The 17,429-nt window shown below is 62.5% G+C and carries 16 protein-coding genes; 2 read left to right on the top strand and 14 right to left on the bottom strand.

The genetic code is table 11. The annotated features are described in order from the left end of the window. Position 1 precedes the first annotated feature (1 nt). Positions 2-937 (top strand): dimethyl sulfoxide reductase anchor subunit family protein, encoded by a 936-nt coding sequence (locus AC1D0I_RS05060; RefSeq protein WP_477393449.1) that lies wholly within the window; start codon positions 2-4, stop codon positions 935-937. A gap of 23 nt (positions 938-960) precedes the next feature. On the opposite strand, the gene pdeM is transcribed toward AC1D0I_RS05060, so the two are convergent. The 5 genes from pdeM to AC1D0I_RS05035 all read right to left on the bottom strand — a co-directional run bounded on the left by pdeM (position 961) and on the right by AC1D0I_RS05035 (position 7,020). Beyond that, entirely contained in the window at positions 961-1,677 is a 717-nt protein-coding gene (pdeM, locus tag AC1D0I_RS05055) for a ligase-associated DNA damage response endonuclease PdeM (protein WP_477393447.1), read from the bottom strand. 13 nt (positions 1,678-1,690) lie between these two features. Beyond that, a complete protein-coding gene (locus tag AC1D0I_RS05050) occupies positions 1,691-4,210 on the bottom strand; it encodes a ligase-associated DNA damage response DEXH box helicase (protein ID WP_477393445.1) in 2,520 nt (839 codons plus the stop codon). Positions 4,211-4,276: 66 nt separating this feature from the next. Further along, positions 4,277-5,137, bottom strand: a complete 861-nt coding sequence (locus AC1D0I_RS05045; RefSeq protein WP_477393443.1) for a C40 family peptidase — start codon at positions 5,135-5,137, stop codon at positions 4,277-4,279. Positions 5,138-5,232: 95 nt separating this feature from the next. After that, positions 5,233-5,583 carry a MarR family winged helix-turn-helix transcriptional regulator gene (locus AC1D0I_RS05040; protein ID WP_056588405.1) on the bottom strand — a complete coding sequence of 117 codons (351 nt, stop codon included), beginning with the start codon at positions 5,581-5,583 and terminating at the stop codon, positions 5,233-5,235. A gap of 72 nt (positions 5,584-5,655) precedes the next feature. Then, on the bottom strand, positions 5,656-7,020 hold the full coding sequence (locus tag AC1D0I_RS05035) for a leucyl aminopeptidase family protein (protein ID WP_477393441.1): 1,365 nt from the start codon (positions 7,018-7,020) through the stop codon (positions 5,656-5,658). Between the two features lie 124 nt (positions 7,021-7,144). On the opposite strand from AC1D0I_RS05035, the gene AC1D0I_RS05030 reads away from it, so the two are divergent. Further along, the gene (locus AC1D0I_RS05030; RefSeq protein ID WP_457151535.1) at positions 7,145-7,966 is read left to right on the top strand and encodes a tetratricopeptide repeat protein; all 822 of its coding nucleotides are present in this window, start codon (positions 7,145-7,147) and stop codon (positions 7,964-7,966) included. A gap of 174 nt (positions 7,967-8,140) precedes the next feature. Here the strand turns inward: AC1D0I_RS05030 and AC1D0I_RS05025 are convergent, their stop codons facing one another. The 9 genes from AC1D0I_RS05025 to AC1D0I_RS04985 all read right to left on the bottom strand — a co-directional run bounded on the left by AC1D0I_RS05025 (position 8,141) and on the right by AC1D0I_RS04985 (position 17,237). After that, positions 8,141-9,163: a type II secretion system F family protein gene (locus tag AC1D0I_RS05025; RefSeq protein ID WP_457151533.1), complete on the bottom strand. Its 1,023-nt coding sequence runs from the start codon at positions 9,161-9,163 to the stop codon at positions 8,141-8,143. A 9-nt stretch (positions 9,164-9,172) separates the two neighbouring features. Next, entirely contained in the window at positions 9,173-10,186 is a 1,014-nt protein-coding gene (locus AC1D0I_RS05020; protein ID WP_477225345.1) for a type II secretion system F family protein, read from the bottom strand. Positions 10,187-10,206: 20 nt separating this feature from the next. Further along, positions 10,207-11,712 carry a CpaF family protein gene (locus tag AC1D0I_RS05015; protein ID WP_477393439.1) on the bottom strand — a complete coding sequence of 502 codons (1,506 nt, stop codon included), beginning with the start codon at positions 11,710-11,712 and terminating at the stop codon, positions 10,207-10,209. A 29-nt stretch (positions 11,713-11,741) separates the two neighbouring features. After that, the gene (locus AC1D0I_RS05010) at positions 11,742-13,025 is read right to left on the bottom strand and encodes a CpaE/TadZ family protein (protein WP_457153295.1); all 1,284 of its coding nucleotides are present in this window, start codon (positions 13,023-13,025) and stop codon (positions 11,742-11,744) included. Between the two features lie 43 nt (positions 13,026-13,068). Further along, on the bottom strand, positions 13,069-13,806 hold the full coding sequence (locus AC1D0I_RS05005; protein WP_457153294.1) for a CpaD family pilus assembly protein: 738 nt from the start codon (positions 13,804-13,806) through the stop codon (positions 13,069-13,071). A gap of 12 nt (positions 13,807-13,818) precedes the next feature. Continuing rightward, positions 13,819-15,336, bottom strand: a complete 1,518-nt coding sequence (locus AC1D0I_RS05000) for a type II and III secretion system protein family protein (RefSeq protein WP_095082367.1) — start codon at positions 15,334-15,336, stop codon at positions 13,819-13,821. After that, a complete protein-coding gene (gene cpaB / locus AC1D0I_RS04995; RefSeq protein ID WP_457153293.1) occupies positions 15,333-16,148 on the bottom strand; it encodes a Flp pilus assembly protein CpaB in 816 nt (271 codons plus the stop codon). The genes AC1D0I_RS05000 and cpaB overlap by 4 nt, the downstream gene beginning before the upstream one ends. Positions 16,149-16,362: 214 nt before the next feature. Continuing rightward, positions 16,363-16,881, bottom strand: a complete 519-nt coding sequence (locus AC1D0I_RS04990; protein WP_095082371.1) for an A24 family peptidase — start codon at positions 16,879-16,881, stop codon at positions 16,363-16,365. 179 nt (positions 16,882-17,060) lie between these two features. Continuing rightward, complete coding sequence (locus tag AC1D0I_RS04985) at positions 17,061-17,237, bottom strand: Flp family type IVb pilin (RefSeq protein ID WP_184877599.1); 177 nt, start codon at positions 17,235-17,237, stop codon at positions 17,061-17,063. Positions 17,238-17,429 lie beyond the last annotated feature (192 nt).

Below are 17,429 nucleotides of genomic sequence, written 5' to 3'. Positions count from 1 at the left end.
CATGCATCCAGCCTTCTCCGTCGTCTTCTTCACCACCGCGACCGGCGCCGGCTATGGGCTGCTGGCGCTGCTTGGGGTGCTCGGAGGCTTCCAGATCATCCCGCCCGATTTCTGGCTGGGCCTCATCGGCATGGGCCTGGCGCTCGGCCTGATCGGGGCCGGCCTGTTGTCCTCGACGGGCCATCTCGGCAGACCCGAACGCGCCTGGCGAGCGTTCTCGCAATGGCGCAGCTCATGGCTGTCGCGCGAGGGCGTTGCCTCCGTCATCACCTTCGTCCCGGCGGGACTGTTCGGGATCGGCTGGGTGTTTTTCGGCCGCTCCGGTGGCTGGGTGACTGTGGCCGGGTTGCTGGCGGCCATCGGTGCGGTCGTCACCGTCTGTACCACCGGCATGATCTATGCGTCGCTGAAGCCGATCGCCCAGTGGCACAGCCGCTTCACTCTGCCCGGCTACCTCATTTTTTCGGCGATGACCGGCAGCGTGCTGTTGAACGCGCTGCTGCAGGGATTTGCTCTCGGCTCGAAGACGCTTCTAGTGGCGTCGATCCTGCTAAGTCTGCTCGGCTGGGGTTGGAAGCTGGCAACCTGGCGCTACAACGACCGGCTGGAGATCGCGACCAATGCCAACACCGCGACCGGGCTCGCCGGCGGCACGGTACGATCGCTGGAATGGCCGCATACCGAAGAGAATTATCTGCTCAAGGAGATGGGGTTCCGCATCGCGCGCAAGCACAGCGCGCGCCTGCGCCAGATCACCCAGGTTCTGGCCTTCGCTTTGCCCATCCTGTTGCTTGCCGCCGTATTTGCCTCGCCGTGGCCCTTCGCGGCGCTGCTGTCAGTGTTCGCCGCGATCGTCCAGTTCGCCGGCATGCTGGTCGAACGATGGCTGTTTTTCGCCGAGGCTAAGCACACCGTGACGCTCTATTACGGGCGGTAGGTACTATTGACGAAAGGGCGGCTTCAGCCAGGCCGCAGCATCGAGCGGGAGATGGCAAAGATGCGCTCGGCGCCGAGCATGTAGGCCATCAGCGTGTCCAGCCGGAACAGCCCGGTATAGGCGCGATCGAGCACGTTGAGCGAACCGGTATAGGCGCCGAAGGCCGGCATGATCATGCGGCCGCCATCGCCGGCAAAGCAGCGCCGCCGCACCGAACGCCCACGCTGCACGATGCGCGCGCACGGATGCAGATGACCCGCTATCTCGCCTTCGACACGTTCCTTCGATGGCTCATGCCGGAACAACAGCGAGCCTATGGCAAGTTCGCGCACCGTCTCGCCGGGCAGGTCGGCGGGCGCTTCCGGATCGTGATTGCCGGCAACCCAGAACCAGTCGCGGCCTGCTATCAGCGCTTCCAGCCGTTCGCGGAAGCTCGCATGCATGCGTTCGGCGCCGCCGCCATCGTGGAAGCTGTCGCCCAGGCTGATGACGATGGATGGCTGGTAGTCGGCGATCACGGCCTGCAGTCTCAGCAAGGTTGCGCCGGTGTCATATGGCGGGATCAGCGCGCCGCGCCGCGCCAGCGACGAACCCTTTTCGAGATGCAGGTCGGAAACGGCCAGAAGCCGCAGATCCGGAAAATAAAGCACGCCGCGCCGGTCGCAGACCGCACGTTCGCCGGCGATGCCGACAAGGTCGGCCTCGGCGATCAGCGACGTGCGCGCCAGCGAAAAATTCATCTCGAAATCAGTCTCATCTTTGGCCCATAGCCTCCTCGACCAGATCGGCGGCTTCCATGAGCAGGGACTCGTTGGCGCCGCCATTCACCAATTCCTTGCCGATCTCCAGCATGATCGGCACGGCCAGCGGCGATATCTGCTCAAGATGCTTATGCATGATTCGACCGCGAACACGCGAGAGCATCTCGGCAAGTCTGCTGACATCGAGCAGTCCCGCCGATGCATCGGTGTGCGTCGCCTGCAGCAGGATGTGGTCCGGCTCGTGGCTGCGCAGCACATCGTAGATCAGGTCGGCCGACACGGTCACCTGGCGGCCGCTCTTCTCTTGCCCGGGAAAACGCTTCTCGATCAGTCCGGCGATGACCGCGCAGGTGCGAAACGTCCGCTTCAGCATCCAGCTGTCGTTCAGCCAGGCCTCGAGATCGTCGCCCAGCATGTCCTCGTCGAACAGGGCGGCCAATGACGGCTTCCTGGCCTTGAACAGGGCCGCCATGTCGTCCAGCGCCCAGACGGCCAGCGAATAGTCGGTGGCGACGAAGCCGAGCGGGCGGGCGTTGGCGCGCTCCAGCCGCCGCGTCAACAGCATGCCGAGCGTCTGGTGCGCCAGCCTGCCTTCGAAGGGATAGGCGACCATGTAGTGGCGGTTGCCCCGCGGAAAGGTCTCGACCAGAAGGTCGCCGCGCTTCGGCAGCACTGACTTTTCCTTCTGCAGCCGCAGCCAGTCGGCGACCTGCTCGGGCAGCGCCTGCCAGCGGTTGCTGTCGGCCAGCATGCCGCGCACCTGATCGGCGAGATAGGTCGACAGCGGAAACTTGCCGCCGGCATAGGACGGCACGATGATGTTGGCGCCGGCGCCGTTGGAGACGACGCATTCGTTCTCGCGGATGCCCTCGAAGCGCAGCACCTTGCCGGTAAACAGGAAATTGTCGCCGGGGCGCAAGGTCTCGGCGAAATATTCCTCGATCTTGCCCAGCACCGGCCCGCCGCGTCCAGCCATGCCACGGCCCTGCCTGACATAGCGGACATTGAGTTCCGGCATTTCGACGATGGTGCCGACATTCAGACGGTATTGCTGGGCGACACGCGGATGCGAGACGCGCCACAGCCCGCCGACTGTCTTTCGAATGCGGGCGTAGCGCTCGTAGTTCTTCAGCGCGTAGCCGCCGGTGGCGACGAAATCGACGACACGGTCAAAGGTCTCGCGTGCCAGTCCGGCATAGGGCGCGGCGCTGCGTACCTCTTCGAACAAATGGTCGGCATAGAAGGGCGCGCCGCAGGCGACGCCCAGCACGTGCTGCGACAGCACGTCGAGCGCGCCGGTGATCAACGGCGGCGTGTCCTGCGCGCCGAGATAGTTGGCGTCGAGTGCGGCACGGCATTCCAGCACCTCGAAACGGTTGGCCGGAATAAGGATCGCCTTGGACGGTTCGTCCATGCGGTGGTTGGCGCGGCCGATGCGCTGCGCCAGGCGGCTCGCGCCCTTCGGCGCACCGACATGCACGACCAAATCGACGTCGCCCCAGTCGATGCCGAGATCGAGCGTCGACGTCGCGACGATGGCGCGCAGCGCATTCTCGCCCATCGCCTTTTCGACCCGTCGACGCTGGCCGACATCGAGCGAGCCGTGATGCAAGGCAATCGGCAGCGAGTCCTCATTGGCCCGCCACAGTTCCTGGAACAGCAATTCGGCCTGGCTGCGGGTGTTGACGAACAGCAGCGTCGTGCGGTGCCTTTTGATCGCCTCGTAGATTTCAGGAATGGCGTATCGGGCCGAATGGCCGGACCACGGCACATRCTGCTCCGAGTCGAGGATGGAGATATCGGGCTTGGCTCCGCCGGCCACGGTGATCAGGCCGGCCATGGCGCCCGGCGGATTCTGGCCGACCAGCCAACGCCGCAATTCGTCGGGCTCGGCGACCGTAGCCGACAAGCCTATCGTCTGCAGGCCAGGCACGTAGCTGCGCAGCCGCGCCAGGCCGAGCGCCAGCAGATGCCCGCGTTTCGACGTCACCAGCGAGTGCAGCTCGTCGAGCACGACATAGCGCAGATCCTCGAAGAAGCGTCGGGCATCGGGCGCCGCGATCAGCAGCGCCAGTTGCTCGGGCGTGGTGAGCAAAATGTCGGGCGGCACCAGTTTCTGGCGCTGACGCTTGTGCGACGGCGTGTCACCGGTGCGCGTCTCGATGGTGACAGGCAGGCCGATCTCTTCAACCGGCTTGCCGAGATTGCGCTCGATGTCGACCGCCAGCGCCTTCAGCGGTGAGATGTAGAGGGTATGGATGCCGCGATGCGCCTGCCCCGGCTTTCGCCTTGGCCGGTTGGCCAGTTCGGTCAGCGAGGGCATGAAGCCGGCCAACGTTTTGCCGGCCCCGGTCGGGGCAATCAGCAGCACCGATTGCCCGCCCTGAGCCCTTGCCAGCAATTCGATCTGGTGGGCACGCGGCGACCAGCCTTTCTCGCCGAACCACCTGATGAATGGTTCGGGCAGGGCTACAGTGGCATTCTGTTCGGCAAGGCGAGGCTGCTCTGTCACGCGCCAGAGGTAGCGCGAAGGTGGGCAATCGCCAAGAAGAATCGGAACAAAAGGGGATCGAAGGCCTTAAGGCCGCCGAAAGCCGGTCGGGCCGCCATAGAGGTAGCCGATGCGGGCGATCGCCTCCTTCAGCCCTTCGCGCGACACCAGCATGGTGTGGCCATTGGCATGGATCATCGTATCGGTATCGGTCATGACGGCGACATGGCCTTTCCAGAAGACGAGGTCGCCGCGCCGCAACCCGGTGTAATCGGGGCCAGGATCGAGCGGCTCGCCGAGAGTCGCCGCTTGCATGTCAGAATCGCGCAGCACGTCGCTTCCGGTCATGCGCATCGCCAGTTGCACAAGGCCCGAACAGTCGATGCCGAAACCCGAAGCGCCGCCCCACAGATAAGGTGTGCCGAGAAACATCTCGGCCACCGCAACATAGTCGGCGGCCGCATCACCGACAGGCCGCAGATGGCCGGCGATGATCGCCTCGCCGGAAGGCAGGACGGCATAGTGCGTGCCGCGCGTTTCGGCTGCACCCGTCACCGCAACCGTCGATCCCATCGACAATTGTCTGGCGATCGGAAACCGCAGATCCGGCCCGGGGTAGAGGAAGGTGCGCGGCACCGACACGATATGGGTCGCCGCCTGATCCCGCCCGCCCAGCATGGTATCGGCGACGTAACCGACATAACCATCGCGCTCGGCCTGGATCCAGGCCCAGCCTTCGGCGACCTCGAAGACGAGGACATCATCGCCGAACAGGGCTTGGGTGTTGACGCTGGCATCCGGCCGCGGCGCCTTGCGCACATCGGCCACCGAGGCGGTGATCCGCGCTGGCCGGCCGGCGACGAAGCGGTCGGCGGCGACCTCGCCCTTCAGCCGCGCATCGGCAAGGTCGGAACGGAAAGCGTGAAGGCGGGCATCCCTGGCGGTCAAATCTGCAACTCTGCTTTATTATGTTGACGCATGATCTTGTCCGAAAAACTGGTTCCCGCTTCTTGCTGCGCTGACCTGCGGTTCGGGATCGTGCTTTAGATGGGCAATTCGTGGGCCTTGGCAATGATACCATCGCCGAAGCGCTCGACAAAGAGCGCGCCCTCGACCGTGCGCCTGATCAGCACATTGCGCTTGTCGAGCTCGTCGCGATGGCGCGACACGAGCTTCAACGCACCCATCGTGTCGAGCGCGCGGGTGATCACCGGCTTGGTGACATTGAGGCGGGCGGCCAGCCCGCGCACCGTGTGCGGCGGCGGATCGAGATAGATGGTGAACAGGATCGCCGTCTGGCGCATGGTCAGGTCCGGCGCGTCGTCGCGCACCTGCGACAGCATCACTTGCTGCCACAGTCGCAAGGCCTGGCTCGGGCGCATGGCAATCGACATCCGAGCAGCATGACGGCAAATTGTTTCGGTTCCGTTTCAGTTTCTGCAATTTGCCGGCTCTGCTTGTCGCTATCAGCCAAAGCGTTTCGAGATGATCCGCTCCAGCGCGCGAATGCCTTGCGCCTCGCCGCCCGCGGGGCCATGCGCACGGTCGGTGGGGTTCCAGGCGAAGATGTCGAAATGCGCCCAGCCGGCGGTCTTTTCGACAAAGCGCTTGAGGAAGAGTGCCGCCGTGATCGAGCCGGCGAAACCGTCGGTGGTGACGTTGTTGATGTCGGCGATCTTCGACGACAGTTTTGCATCGTAAGGCCGCCACAACGGCATGCGCCACAACGGATCTTCGGCGGCGACGGAAGCCGCCGCCAGGTCGGACGCCAGTGCTTCATCGCCGGTATAGAAGGGTGGCAGGTCGGGCCCGAGCGCGACACGGGCTGCCCCGGTCAGCGTCGCCATATCGACCAGAAGCTGCGGTTCCTCCTCGTCGGCCAAGGCCAGTGCATCGGCCAGCACCAGCCGCCCCTCCGCGTCCGTGTTGCCGATCTCGACGGTGATGCCCTTGCGGCTCGTCAGCACGTCGCCCGGCCGGAAGGCGTTGCCGGCGATCGAATTCTCGACTGCGGGAATGAGCACGCGCAGACGCACCTTCAGGCCGACGGCCATGATCATCGAGGCGAGACCAAGCACATTGGCCGCGCCGCCCATGTCCTTCTTCATCAACAGCATGCCGGACGACGGCTTGATGTCGAGACCGCCTGTGTCGAAACAGACGCCCTTGCCGACCAGCGTCACCTTCGGCGCGCCCTGCGGCCCCCATCTCATGTCGATCAGGCGCGGGGCGCCGGTCGACGCGCGACCGACGGCATGGATCATCGGGAAATTCCGGTCTAGGAGATCGTCGCCCGTCACCACCGAGATTTCGGCACTGTGCGCTGCGGCGAGGCTCCGCACCGCCTTCTCCAATTCTTCCGGACCCATGTCGCTCGTCGGCGTGTTGACCAGATCGCGTGTCAGGAAGACGCCATCGGCAATGCGGCGAACGCGCCCGGCATCGACGCCGGACGGCAAGACGAAGCGCAGAGCCTTGCCGGATTTCTTGCCATAACGGGTAAAGACATAGCCGCCGAGCACCAACGCAGTTGCCGCCAGCTCCGGCTCGGCCGGCGCGGAGGCGAAATGCCAATCGCCTTCCGGCAAGGCTTTCGACAACGCACCAAGAGCGAGTGCGCCCTCGCCATCGCCGACACCGAACAAGGCGCCGCCGAGGGCTCCCTTTTCGCCGGGCACGACCAGCGTCCTGCCTGCCTCGCCTGAAAAGCCGTTTGCCCTGGCCCAGGCGACCGCGGCAGGCGCAAGACCGGCTGCTTCCAGCCCATCCCTGGCGACCAGATGGACCGGCAGCGCGCCCGGCAGTTTCTTTTCGACGAATTCGACAGGCATTCGAGGTTCTCCGTGCGGCGCCCTTGAGTCGCCATTCTTAACCGTCCGTTAGGGTTAACAGAATATTTCTTCGGGAGGGAAGATGGCCACGCAACGGCCGCGTATGAATGGAGGCCCGGTGCCGATGCCGACCAACCGCACGATCAATGCCACGGGAAAACGGTTCATCACCACGGCGCTCGTGCTGGCGCTCGCGGCCAGTGTCGCCGGTTGCGCAACCGACAAGTTCACCACCGGTTCGATCGGACGCAACAGCGGCAAACCGCTGGAGGCCATGTCGGGCGGGGAACTGCACACTGCAACGGCGGCACTTGGCCAATCCTACGCCAGGAACCCCACCGACAAGCGTATCGCCACCAATTATGCGGCGGCGCTGCAGATGGATGGCGACGCCGACCAGTCGCTCGCCGTGATGCGCAAGCTGGCGATCGCCCTGCCGAAGGATCGCGACGTGCTCGCCTCCTATGGCAAGGCGCTGGCTGCCAATGGCCAGTTCGAGGCCGCACTGGACGCCGTGCGCCGCGCCCAGACACCGGAATATCCCGACTGGAGGCTGGTATCGGCCGAAGCGGCCATTCTCGACCAGATCGGCCAGAAAGACGACGCGCGCCAGCTTTATCGCAAGGCTCTCGAACTGAAGCCGAACGAGCCTTCGGTGCTCTCCAATCTCGGCATGTCCTACGTGCTGGAAGGTGACCTGCGCACCGCCGAAACCTATATGCGCTCCGCCGCGCAGCAGCCGAACGCAGACAGCCGGGTGCGCCAGAACCTGGCGCTGGTCGTCGGCCTGCAGGGCCGTTTCGACGAAGCCGAGAAGATCGCCTCGCAGGAACTCTCGCCCGAACAGGCACAGGCAAACGTCGCCTATCTGCGCCAGATGCTGGCCCAGCAGAACGCCTGGAGCCAGCTCAAGGACCAGGACAAGCCAAAGTCTGCGACCAACTAGATCTCGTCGCGCCGAACTCGCTTTAAGTCTTTGTTTGATGCATGTCGTTGGCCCAATACCGCTGCGTTCTTGTGCGACATGCTATGGACGACAATCTGCGACAACCTTGAAATGAAGAAGCCGCGCTACGTTCAGCGCGGCTTCTTCATTTCTGATGCGGGACGAGCCTCGCCTCTATTGCGCTGTCGATGATGGTGCCGAACGATCGCCGAAGATGCCGCGCTGGCTCACCTGAATGCCGGCGGGGCCCAGAATGATCGCGAAAAGCACCGGCAGGAAGAACAGGATCATCGGCACGGTGAGCTTCGGCGGCAAGGCCGCCGCCTTCTTCTCCGCCGCGTTCATGCGCATGTCGCGGCTTTCGGCGGCCAGCACGCGCAGTGCATGCGCCACCGGCGTGCCGTAACGTTCGGCCTGGACGAGTGCCTGCGACACCGACTTGACCGATTCCAGGCCGGTGCGGCTTGCCAGGTTCTCGTAGGCCTGCCTGCGCTCCTGCAGATAGGAAAGCTCGGCGTTGGTGAGGATGAATTCTTCCGCCAGCGCCACCGATTGCGCGCCGATCTCGTCGGCGACCTTGCGCAGGGCCGCTTCCACCGACATGCCCGATTCGACGCAGATCAGCATCAGATCGAGCGCATCCGGCCACGCCATCTGGATCGACTGCTTGCGCTTGGTAGCGCGGTTGTTGACGTAGACGACCGGAGCGTAGAAGCCGCCATAGGCAACGAGGATGCAGACGAACACCCTGATGACCAATGGCTTGTCGGGCAATCCTCCGAGTACGAAGGTGTAGATTGCGCCCAGCGCGAAGCCGACAAAAGGAAGCACGAGACGGAAGAAAAGAAACCGCGTCAGCGGGTTCTGTCCGCGAAAGCCGGCGACCTTGAGTTTCTGCAATGTGCCCTCATCGGCGAGCGCGCGCCTCAGATCCAGCCGGTCGACAATGTTGCGCATACCAACCGACTGTTCCTCGCGCAGGCCCTTGCGACGGCGATCCGCTTCGACGGCAAGCCGGGCGCGCTGCTTGGCACGCAGTTCGTCGCGTTCCAGCGCGACGGTTTTCATACGTGACTTGAGCTGGTTTCCGCCAAACGCCGGCAGCAAGGTGAAAACGGTCGCAAACACCGCTATGGCGACCAGCATCGCGATCAGGAAGCTCGGATCGGTCAGGGATTTGATGACTTGGTCGGTCATGCCAGCATCCTAGACTTCGAAGTTCATCATCTTGCGCATCACAAAGATGCCGATCGACATCCAGACCGCCGAGCACCCAAGGATCAGGTGTCCAACGTTGGTGACGAACAGCGGCATCAGGTAGTTCGGGCTCGACAGGTAGACGAGAAACGCAACGATGAAAGGCAGCGCACCGATGATGGCGGCGGACGCTTTCGCTTCCATCGACAGTGCCTGGACCTTGGCTTTCATCTTCTTGCGATCGCGAAGCACGCGCGAAAGATTGCCCAGCGCCTCGGATAGGTTGCCGCCAGCCTGCGATTGAATCTGGATGACGATGCCGAAGAAGCTCGCCTCCGTGCAAGGCATGGTTTCGGGCATGCGCAAGGTCGCATCGGGGATCGACAGGCCCATCTGCTGGGAATCGACGATACGACGAAATTCGGTCTTCACCGGTTCGGGAGATTCGTTGGCTATCAGGCGCACGGCGTCGTTCAGCGGCAGGCCGGACTTGACTGCACGCACGATGATATCGAGCGCGTTTGGAAATTCGTTGAGGAACGCCTTTACGCGGCGGGCGCGACGAAACGAGACGAACCAGCGCGGCAGGCCGAGTGCGCCGGCCAGCAGCACGCCCGGCAGAACGAGCCGCGGCGCTCCGGCCACAAAGGCAACCATCGTCAAAGCGAGGCCGCATATGGCGGAGTATATATAGAAGCGCTCGACGGTGATCTTCAGGCCAGCCTGACGGAGTTGGGCTTTCAGCGGTGGTTTCTTGACCCTGCTGTCGTTGGTTTTCTGCTTTGCGTCGAGCTCGTTCAGCGAATCCTGAACCGACTTGCGCCGCTTGACGGCTTCCGCCGCGCGGTCACGCGAGGCCTTGACGACGGAGCGATCAGTCTCGGCGGACTTGATCGTTTCAAGCCGCTTGCCGACCTGTTTCTCGTTGCTGATCCGGGTGAACAGGAATGCATAGGCGACCGCGCCGGCGCTAAAGCCGGCGAGCACGACAAACGCCAGTACTGTGCCGTCAATTCCAAACATTGGCCAGAACCCTCACGCCGTCAGTCAGCGCGTTTCTCCATCGCTTCGAGCGCAGTGGCGAGGCGCTGCTCCTCGCCATAGTAGCGAGCCCGGTCCCAGAAATGCGGACGACCGATGCCGGTCGATACATGCTCTCCCAGCAGCCTGCCATTGGCGTCCTCGCCCTTGATGTTATAGAGGACGATATCCTGCGTGATGATGACGTCGCCCTCCATGCCGATCACCTCGGTGATGTGGGTGATGCGACGCGATCCATCGCGCAGGCGCGCCGCCTGGATGATCACGTCGATGGAGCCGACGACGATTTCGCGCACGGTTTTCTGAGGCAGCGAATAACCGCCCATCGCGATCATGGATTCGATACGGTTCAGGCACTCGCGCGGGCTGTTCGAGTGGATCGTTCCCATCGAACCGTCATGGCCGGTGTTCATCGCCTGCAGAAGGTCGAACACCTCGGGTCCGCGCACTTCGCCGACGATGATGCGCTCGGGACGCATGCGCAGGCAGTTCTTGACCAGGTCACGCATCGTTACCTCACCCTCGCCCTCCAGATTGGGCGGGCGGGTTTCGAGGCGCACGACATGCGGCTGCTGCAATTGCAGCTCGGCCGAGTCCTCGCAGGTGATGACGCGCTCCTCACGGTCGATATAGTTGGTCAGGCAGTTGAGCAGAGTCGTCTTGCCCGAGCCGGTACCGCCCGAGATGACGATGTTGCAGCGAACACGACTGATGATCTTGAGAACTTCGGCTCCCTGCGGTGAGATGGCGCCGAACCTGACCAGCTGATCCAGGGTCAGCTTGTCCTTCTTGAATTTGCGGATGGTGAGCGTGGCACCGTCGATGGAGAGCGGCGGCGCGATGACGTTGACGCGTGAACCGTCGGGAAGACGCGCGTCGCAGATCGGGCTGGATTCGTCGACACGGCGGCCAACCTGGCTGACGATGCGCTGGCAGATGTTGAGGAGCTGCTGGTTGTCGCGAAAGCGGATGCCGGTCTGTTCGACCTTGCCGTTGACTTCGATGTAGACGTTCTTGGAGCCGTTGACCATGATGTCGGCGATGTCATCGCGCGCCAGCAACGGCTCGAGTGGCCCATAGCCGAGCACATCGTTGCAGATGTCCTCGAGAAGTTCCTCCTGCTCAGCGATCGTCATCGCGAAATTCTTGATCGCGATGATGTCGTTGACGATGTCGCGAATTTCTTCCCGTGCGCTTTCGGGATCAAGCTTGGAGAGCTGCGACAGATCGATCGTGTCGATTAGCGCGGAGAAAACCTGGCTCTTGGTGTCGTAGTAGGATTCGCTCTTTTCGCGTTGGACCCGCTTCAGGTCCGGTGCCGATGACGGCGCCTCGATTGTGCGGCGCGCCGGCGGCGCGACAGGTGCGCTTGGCGGAGGCGCAGCGGGGCGGGCAAGCACGGCCGTATCCGCAGAACTTACGGCCGCCGGCGCAACCGGGGTCGGTGCCGGCTGGCGAAATTCCGGCGTGAACCGGTTTCCGTCGTCGCTGCCTCTTTTACCAAACATGATCTGCTACCGATTCCACCGCTGAAACGTCATTTCTTGTTGCGCGACAGCCTGCCAAGCAGATTGCCAAGCCCTGCTTTCTTCTTCGTCTTAATTTCACTGCGCCCAGTCAGCACGTGCGCGATTTCGTTGATCATCGCGACAACCGAGTTCTTGGCATCCATTTCGCCAAGCATGCGCCCGTTGTTGGCGGCATTGCCGAACAGCAACGGATCAAAGCCAATGACCGACATTGGCGTCAGGCCGAGCGGCTCGGTGAAATCGGACGGTGAAATCTCCGGGCGCTTGGGGACGCCGGCCTGGTTGATGATCAGCTTCGGCGGCGGGTCGTTGGGACGAAGCCGCTTCAACATGTCGACCATGTTCTTGGTGTTGCGCAGATTGGCCAGTTCCGGCGTCGCCGTGATGACGATCTCGTCGGCCTTGATCAGCGTGTTCTTGGTCCAGCCCGTCCAGGCATGGGGAATATCGAGCACCAGTAGCGGCACGCTGCGCTGGGCGGTGTCGATGAGCTGCGCGAAGGCTTCGGGATCGAAGTCATAGACCCTTTCGAGCGTCGAAGGGGCTGCCAGCAAAGACAGGTGTTCGGCGCACTGGGTCAGCAGACGGTCGAGATATACTTCATCGATGCGCTCCGGCGAAAACACCGCCTCGGCGATGCCTTGCGCCGGATCCCGGTCGAAATTGATGTTGGCCGTACCGAAAGCGAGGTCGAGATCGGCGACGACCACCTCGGATTTGAACAGGGTGGACATCGCCCAGGCCACATTGTGGGCAATCGTGGAGGAACCGACGCCGCCCTTGGCGCCGACAAAGGCGATCGAGCGGCCGAGCGGCTCGGCTTCCGGATCAATGAAAATCGACGACACCACGCTGACGATGTCAGCCATCGACACAGGTGCGATCACATATTCGGAAATGCCGGAGCGGATGAGCTCGCGATAGAGACCGACATCATTGTAATGACCTATCACCACCACCTTCGAGGTCGGATCGCAATATTCCGAGAGCTGGGCGAGTTGCTCCAGCAATTGCTTCGGCTCGCTGCGCGATTCCAGCAGGATAAGATTGGGCGTCGGCGCCGACTGATAGAATTCGATGGCGGTGGGGACGCCGCCCATATGGACCTTGAGATGCGCCTTCGTCATGCGGCGGTCCTCGCCGGCGCGCTCGACCGGATTTGCAACGCCCTCGGTCTCGCAGAATGCCTGGATCGAGATGCGCGGGATCGGCCGCAATGCCTGCATCGCGGCGATGTCTTGCTGCGAAGTATCGCTGCCATCCACCGGGGCGTCGTAGGCAAGGTTGCTCATGATCATACTCTTTCGCGTGGCCTGTTCTGTCCGAGACGGCGGCTCAGAAATCTACTTCCGAATTGCTAAGGAACTCGCCCGAGATGCCCCTCTGACGGTAGACATCGATCACCGCGCCGCGATTTTCAGCATCGATGTCGGTAGATTTGCGCGGGCCGAGCAGATCGGCCGGGTTGGCCATCTGCGCGGCGAGATTGTTCTGATAGGAGCAGCCGAAGTCGGCATAATGCTTGTTTTCCGAGGTCTCGACCAGGTCAGCTGGCCAGCGTCCGCATTTGTCGGTCTGGGCTCTGACCGAGACAAAGGAGACGCGAACCGGCGAGGAGATCTCGCTCGAGGCGGCCTGATAGGAGGTGACGACGACCCGGTTGCGCTTGACACCGGCGGCGACCGCGAGCCGGGCGAAATCGCGGGCCGCCGCCGTCGCGGCGACCTCGTTGGCCGACCCGCTCGGGACCTGGATCGTCAGCGTCGGGGCGGCACTCTTGTCATAGCTGTCGAGGAAGCCCAGAAGCGTGTCGCGCTGCGATCCGGTCATGCCGCGATCGCCGGCGCCGACAGGCAGGTCGATCTTCTGGTTCTTCTCCGCGATCACGATCGGATGATTGGTACGATAATCATCCGGAATCGCACCGACGGTGACGCTGTCGCGATTGGCGCAGCCGGACAGCAGCGCCGCTACCGCAATTGCCAGGACCGGAACGGCTCGCCCGCAAATCCGCGAACGGCCAAAGCGCATCGTCGTGGCGATGGTGCTTGCCTTCAATGCTGACTGAGACATATCCGCTCCCGCCTATTTGTAGATGAAGCCGACAACGCCATGGTAACGGCCGTTGGGCTTGTCAGTCTGCATGGTGCCGTAGACGCGATTGACCCTGCCAAGGAACATGGCGGCGCCATCGCTGGCAGCGTTGAAATTGTCGTCCGGCTTGGCAAGGTCGTTGCGTGCCACGGGCCGTGCGAGATACGGCGTGATGATGATCACCAGCTCGGTTTCGTTGCGCACGAAATCCCTGCTGCGGAACAGCGCGCCGAGCACCGGAATCTTTGTCAGCCCTGGCAACCCGTTGACGGCTTGCCTGACATCGTCGCGAACCAGGCCGGCGATCATCATGGAGCCGCCCGAGGGCAGTTCAACGGTCGTATCGGCAAGGCGCTTGCGCAGTGACAGGGCATTCATGCCGGGGCTGGTCACGCCACTGGAAAAAGAAACCGACCCTTCCGTTGTCGGCTCGGAAACCGAGGTTCTGACTTTCAGGCTTATGCGGCCGGGAGACAACACCACCGGCTGGAATTCCAGACCGATGCCGTACTCGATCTTGTCGACGCTGTAGGTCTTCAGGCCGGTCTGGTTGTCGGTCGATACATTCTGGGAGACGCCGCTCACCATGTTGTATTCACCACCGACCTTGAAGGTCGCCTTCTCGCCGGACACGGCGGTCAAGGTCGGCTCAGCCAGTGTCTTCATGACGCCGGACTGCTCCATGGCGTTGATATAGGCCTGCAGCCCCGAGGCGCCGATGTTGAAGCCCGAATTCGACAGCTGCTTGCCGAGGCCGGTGAAATTGTCGCTGACCGCGCCGTAGCTGATGCCGTTGCTGCCGCCACTGCCGACCATGTTGACGCCGAGCTGCTTCATCACCGAGCGGCTGACTTCGGCGACCGTCACCTTCAGCGTGACCTGATCGTCGCCGATGATCTGAAGCAGGTTGACGATCTTACTGGTGCGGCGTTCCTGGTCCGGATTGTCGATCTGGACACCGTTCTGCGCCGAACCGCCGGCCGCGGTCTGCGAATATTGTCCCGTGGTCGCTTCACCGCCCGACACGAAGATCGTCGCCAGGTCGACGGCGCGTTTTGCGTCCAGCGGCGTGTCGACCGTCCCTGTCAGGACGACGTTGTCATTCAGCAGTTCCACCTTGATTGCCGACGTTGGAATGAAGCGCTTGATATAGTCTTCAAGGCCGGCAACGTCGCGTTCGACAGCCAGATCCAGGCTGACGATCTGCTCGCCATTCGGACCGAAGACAAAGATGTTCGTCTCGCCGACCGCCTTGCCGAACAGATAGATACGCCTTGCGGTGCGGGTCACCGCATCGGCAACCGCCGGGTTGGCGACGAGAATATCGTAGGCATCGCTCGGCAGGTCGATGACCACCGACTTGTTGAGGCCAAGCTTGACGCGCTGGGTTGCCGTCGATGCAGTGACCTGCGCGTTCTTTGCCTCGACAACGCCTTGCAGATTCGTCCCGATGAGCAGCAGGCTGAATGCCGCGGCTACAATTGCCGGCAGTTTACCACTTAGCCTCATTTCCTTGCCCCCACTTCGGAAACTTCGCCCGACTTGATCAGCCTCACCGTTCCCCTGCGGCCATTGCCGGAAACGAGATAGTCAGCCTCGCCCAGATTCTTTTCCTGGGTGTCCGCGACCGCCCGTAGCGCCAGGGTCAGGCGATCCGCCATCTGCTGGGCAACGGTGATGATCTCCGCCTGACGCGGTGTCAGTTCCAGCGTGGCTGTCTGGCCCACCCTGGTCTTCTTGCCTTCCTCGTCCTCCTGAATGGTCTGGTCGATTGCCAGGACGCGGATGTTCTTGAGGATGGTTTCAGTGTTGAAACTGGTGGCGCCGCCGCCGCTGGCATCGCCCCTGCGGGTCATGATGACATCGACGAAGTCGTTGGGAAGAATGAAGCCGCCGGCCGACGTGTCGGCCGAGATGGCGGTGGCGACCGCCCGCATGCCGGAAGGCAGGATCGACGACATGAAGCTCTGCCCCTCGCCGATCAGCTTGGAACGCCGCAGAGGCTCTCCGGCGTACATCGCCACGCGGGCAACGGAGCCCTTCAGCTTTTCCAGCGCCTCTGGCTCGGCGGTGCGGGTGATGAAATTCGCGTTGATGCCGTCGGCGGGCCAGGATTGCCAGGCGATGTTTTTCTCGAGCGGACTGCCCATCGGAACGTCGCCCGAAAGCACTAGCACATCCTGCAGCGACACCGCCGGCGCCTGGGGCCCGGAATCGACGACGATCTGGGGCGGCGGTGCCACCATGTTCTTCGCGACATAACCGGCACCACCCGCCGCGGCCACCGCCACGCTCAGAATTATCAATCGCGATGCTGGCATCTGTCCGAACCCTTGCCCTGGCAAACCACGTAGCCAAGCCGGACTTTGCAGCGGCAATCGTCAAAACAAGGTTAATGTAATGCTTACGATCGTGATTAATTTAACGTTTACACAAATTAGCCGAAATGTGGCCTGACCGGCCAAAACGGGCCGTCCCGGCGTTGTCGAAAGCCGGCTGCGGCAATGCTGGTGGATAACCGAAATCGGATCGTGTTCAGGTCGCCAGCCTGGTCAGCGCCCAGACCATCAAGGGCGAATCCGGATAGGTCAGCAACCCACCAAGGCCAAGCGCGATGCCGTAGGGAACCCCATTTGACTCTTCGGCGAAATGGCGCAGAAACGGATTTTGGCCGGTAACGGCCGCAAGCAGCGATTTCCGGTAGAGGAGGATGGCGAGCGTCAGCAGGCCGCCGATGATTGTCGAGACCACAAGATATTCGACGAGATGTATATTGAGACCCATCCACATCGCGGAGGCGGCCAGCAGTTTGGCGTCGCCACCACCCATGCCACCCATTGCAAACAGGCCGAACGTCACGGCCAGGACCAGGGCGCCAGTGGCGATATGTCCGCCATAGGCTGCCCATTCCATACCCGTCAGCGGCGCAACCAGCGCGAAAACAACAACAAGCAGCACCGGCACGCGATTGGCGATCGTCATCGACAGCATGTCGGAGATCGCGGCAAACAGCATGCAGAACGGAAACACGACAAAGATCAGGGCTTCAAGCATCGGCGCTATGCCTATTGTCCGATTTCACAGGGCTCAATCTAGCCATGCTCGATTAACGATTGGTGAGGCCCGGAGCGAAAAGGCTATTGGCAGCGAAATAGAGAAGGGCCGCCACGCGGCAGCCCTTCTCCAGAACGCGATCCAAGCGCTCAGCGCCCAGCGCTCAGCTATGCGGCATATTAGCTGCCGCTGCTGTTCAGGGTGTTTCCGATAGCCAGGAACTTGGTGTTCAGTGCATTGCCGAGCGCGCCAGCGCCAGTGATGATGGCGAGCGCGATGAGAGCGGCGATCAGACCATATTCGATAGCGGTCGCGCCGGATTCGTCCTTCACAAAACGTGCGATGAGATTAGACATTCGAGAGCTCCTACTCCACGTGTTACAGCACTTCCGTCAACTTCTGCGTTGGTTGATCGGATACTGGCAATCTAGGGAGAAGCTCTTTCGATCGGCTTAATAAACAGCCTTACCGATTCCTTTCCCGGTTCGAATATATTGCGTGGTTAACCCAGCACTAAATGCCGGCCGGCCCCATCCGTTTGCAGGGGT

Source organism: Mesorhizobium sp. P2_D1 (genome assembly GCF_056404455.1).
The sequence above is the reverse complement of the archived record's forward strand: the minus strand, read 5'-3'. Positions and strand labels throughout refer to the sequence as shown.